Raw genomic sequence first — 3,579 nt, forward strand, 5'->3', positions numbered from 1 at the left:
GCAGACGGTCGGTAGTCAGCTCGCCAAAGTCATCAAAATAAGCTAGGAGGCTTCGCCATGCTCGAAGACCTACTCCCCTGGATCATGTCGCGCCTAGCCGCTGAGGCGACTTTCGCGGGGCGTGTCTACTGGAGTGGCAGCGTCCCTAAAGACTGCCCCACTCCCTTCCTCACCGTACAGGCAACACCCACCACGCCGCGCCATGCAAACGAGGGAAAGACGGCTCTCTCTACGGTCAAGATCAAGGCACTTGCACGGGGCCCAGAAGCACAGACCGACGACGTGCTGGTCTGGAAGGCACTGATCCACCAGCGCCTCAATAGAGTCGGCTCGCACACCACGGACAATCTCCACGTCTGCGGCAGTCGCAACGTCGGCGAGATCATCGAAGCGGTTCCCGAGCGCGTCGCTATTATCGGTGCAACCACGGAAGTCCCCTGGCTCATTGCCGGGGGCGACTACGAGTTCACGTTTCACCCCTGCCCGAATCCATAAGGGCCAAGAAAGGTTTTCATCATGGCCTGTACACCAGAAAGAGCCAGCGCTTACGAGCGCACTATCTTCGGTTTCGAGACCGACTGCGGCGTGGCTGTCAAAGCGGCAAAACGTCTGCTCGGGCTTCGCGTCCAGCAAACTCCTGTCGAGCCACAGGGCACTGTCACTGCCAGCGGCATCGCTGTTCCGGTCGGCTCCTACGGGATTCACGGAGCGCACACCACGCTCGCCCTGGGCGGCCAGCTCGCGGTCAACGACCTTATTATCGCGCTTGCCCTCCACCTTTGCGATCCGACGGTGACAACGCCAGCGGGAGCTACTAACACACGCCGCTACACCTTCTTCCCCGACTTCGACGGCCCCAAGGGACGCAAGAGCGCCACTATGGACTTTGGCGGGGACGCAGGCGCACACCGCTGCACCTTCGCCGCCATCCAGAGCCTGGGTCTCAGCTTCGGTACCGAGGCGTGCAGCTTCTCCGGCAACGGCATCGGCCAGCGAATCGCCACCGAGGGCGTGACGATGGAAACCAGCATCGCCGACGTGCCCCTCGTGCCACTAGATGCCAATGGATGGGCCGCCTACGTTGCGGACGTCGCGACGGTCGGCACCCTCTTCACCGATCCCAAGAAGCTCACGCGCTGCTTCGAGTACAACCTCGGGAGTAACAACATCTTCAGCCCTCTCTTCGTGGGCAACAGCGCCGCCAAGAGCTTCGTCAACACCGTGGACACCGACGGCGATGGTTACCAGCCGATGGCGGGCATCAACATCGAACAAGACGCCTTCGCCGACCAAAGTGTGATGGAAGACCTGCGCAAGCGCAACAAGAAATTCTCCGGGCTACTCTGGACCGGTGCGCTGATCGAGGCGGGCTTCAACTACAAAGTCCAGATCCGCTTCCCCTTCAACTACCGCATCAAGGGACTCAGTGACGGCCACAAAGTCAAGGCGGGTGAGTACGACCTTCAGATGATCTACGACTCGGGCTTCGGCGGCTACCTGGAGATCGTCATTGACACCGACCAGACCACCCTCATGGCAGCCGGTGCTACCCAGAGTGCTGGACAGTTCCCCGACGCTCTCAACCTTACAAATCAAGGAGTCTAATCCATGAGATTCGATAACATCACCAAGCCGCTCACCGTCTCAATGGACGGCTTAGTCGTCCATTTTGAGTACCGATGCAACCAGAAGTCACCTGCGCTCACCGCTTCGCTGGGGAGCGAGCGCCGCAAGATGCTCTACCGCGTCAACGAGACGAATAGCATCTACACCCACAACGAAGCGCGCAAGGCAAAGGCAATGGCGCGGCTGGAGAGCGAGGGACTCAGCCACGACGAGGAAACCGCCCTCGAAGCGCAGATCGCGGGATTCCAAGCTCTCTCTAGCGCGGCGCTGGAGGAGTTCGAGAAGCTGCAACAGACGACCACACTCCTGGATGCTGAGGAGGTCTGTCGGCTCGTCGCGGCTTGGGATGTCGAAGATGAGGCGGGCCCGATTCCGACCACAGACTTGCAGCGGGTCGCAGCGCTCCCCGAGAAGCTGCTCGACCTGATCCAATCAGCGATTGACGAGGACTGCAAAATCCCCCCTCCGACGTCTCCGGGCTCGTCCAGTTCCTCGACACCGGAGGAGAGCTCGGCGACTGCCCCGACTGGTACATCCTCGACAAAGTAGCCCGGCGCTACAGCTGCACCCCTCACGAAGTCCGGCAGATGCCCTTCCACGACATCACCGCCGCAATCGCGGCCATGACGGCGGAAGACGAAGCCGACACACTTCGCATCCAGCGCAGTGAGAGAGAAGCCGAGTCAGCCGCCCGGCGAGCCCGGCAAATGGGCCACAACTAGGGGCAGAGGGGCCACTAAGAAGGCTGAGGGGCATGAAGTGAGAGAATCATGAGCTACGTCGTTTCACAGTTACTTGCGGTGCTCTCGCTAGAGGATCGCGGCTTCACTTCCGGCATGCGCGGAGCACGGGAGGAAACGCAAAAGACGGGCCGACAGGTTCAAGAAACCGGCAAGCAGATGGAAAATACCGCACGGGCCTTCTCCACCGTCGGAACCACACTGACCGTCGGCCTCACTGCCCCGCTGCTGGCGCTGGGACGCCAAGCAATAAAAACCACGGTGCAACTCGACGGACTCAAGCGCGGCCTCGTCGCGGTCGCGGGATCGTCCGCCGAGGCGGACAAGCAGCTCAAGCGACTCGAAACTGCCGCGAAGCTCCCCGGCCTTGGCTTCCAGCAAGCGATTCAGGGAACCATCCGGCTCCAGGCCGCAGGGATCGCCGCCGAGAAGTCAGAGAAAGCGCTTATCGCCATGGGCGGCGCTCTGGCCACCGTCGGCAAGGGCAAAGCGCAGCTCGACCTAGTGACACTCGCCCTCTCTCAGATCGCGACCAAGTCTAAAGTATCTCAAGAGGAAATCCGTCAGCTTCAGGAGCAGCTCCCCCAGATCGGGCAGTGGATGCAAACAGCCTTTGGCACCACCGACACCGAGCTGATCCAGAAGGCGGGGATCGCACCCAAGGCATTTCTCGCCGCGCTCATTGACACGGCGGCCAAGTCCAAGCAAACGACCGCAGGACTGCGTGACGACTTTGACAACGCCACGGACTCCATTGAGCGAAGCCTGGACCGCCTTGGACAGAATATCGCCCCCAAGGCTGCACGCTTCCTCACGGCGCTGGCGGACAAGGCCGAGGAACTCTCCACTGCATTTGGCAAGCTCCCCCGAGGATCGCAAGACCTTCTCGTCACCCTCGGGCTCGTGGGACTCTCGGCGGGGCCAGGCCTAGCAGCGATCGGAGCCATCGCGCAGCTCACCCTGAACCTCAAGGCGCTAGGTGTCTCGATGGCGACACTCGGCGTCGTCGGTGCGGGTGGTCTAGTCGTGCTGGCGGGGATCGTCTCCTTCTTGCCCCACATCAACATGGCAGCAGAAACCAACGACCTCAACGCGCAGTCAGCCAAGCAAGATGCAAGCCTTCCCAGGCTCATGAAGATCAAAAACACGATCCCGTATCTCAGAGACTACCAGCAGTTTCAGGAAAAACACCCAACATATCGAAAATGGCTGG

General features: G+C 61.0%; 5 protein-coding genes. All 5 read left to right on the top strand.

The features are described 5' to 3' along the window. Window positions 1–57: 57 nt before the first annotated feature. Window positions 58–495: a hypothetical protein gene (locus tag ACH2EH_RS17235; RefSeq protein WP_395143503.1), complete on the top strand. Its 438-nt coding sequence runs from the start codon at window positions 58–60 to the stop codon at window positions 493–495. A gap of 21 nt (window positions 496–516) precedes the next feature. Further along, window positions 517–1,605, top strand: a complete 1,089-nt coding sequence (locus ACH2EH_RS17240; protein WP_395143504.1) for a hypothetical protein — start codon at window positions 517–519, stop codon at window positions 1,603–1,605. A 3-nt stretch (window positions 1,606–1,608) separates the two neighbouring features. Then, window positions 1,609–2,175: a hypothetical protein gene (locus ACH2EH_RS17245; protein WP_395143506.1), complete on the top strand. Its 567-nt coding sequence runs from the start codon at window positions 1,609–1,611 to the stop codon at window positions 2,173–2,175. A 38-nt stretch (window positions 2,176–2,213) separates the two neighbouring features. After that, window positions 2,214–2,348: a hypothetical protein gene (locus ACH2EH_RS17250; protein WP_395143508.1), complete on the top strand. Its 135-nt coding sequence runs from the start codon at window positions 2,214–2,216 to the stop codon at window positions 2,346–2,348. A gap of 48 nt (window positions 2,349–2,396) precedes the next feature. Beyond that, a partial coding sequence (locus ACH2EH_RS17255) for a tape measure protein (RefSeq protein WP_395143510.1) occupies window positions 2,397–3,579 on the top strand: 1,183 nt, incomplete at its 3' end.

Source organism: Armatimonas sp. (assembly GCF_043760365.1).
Lineage (GTDB): Bacteria > Armatimonadota > Armatimonadia > Armatimonadales > Armatimonadaceae > Armatimonas.

What these genes read in the sequence shown, in the direction of transcription:
- ACH2EH_RS17235 (WP_395143503.1), top strand. Translation starts at nt 58, where the DNA reads ATGCTCGAAGACCTACTCCCCTGGATCATGTCGCGCCTAGCCGCTGAG.
- ACH2EH_RS17240 (WP_395143504.1), top strand. Translation starts at nt 517, where the DNA reads ATGGCCTGTACACCAGAAAGAGCCAGCGCTTACGAGCGCACTATCTTC.
- ACH2EH_RS17245 (WP_395143506.1), top strand. Translation starts at nt 1,609, where the DNA reads ATGAGATTCGATAACATCACCAAGCCGCTCACCGTCTCAATGGACGGC.
- ACH2EH_RS17250 (WP_395143508.1), top strand. Translation starts at nt 2,214, where the DNA reads ATGCCCTTCCACGACATCACCGCCGCAATCGCGGCCATGACGGCGGAA.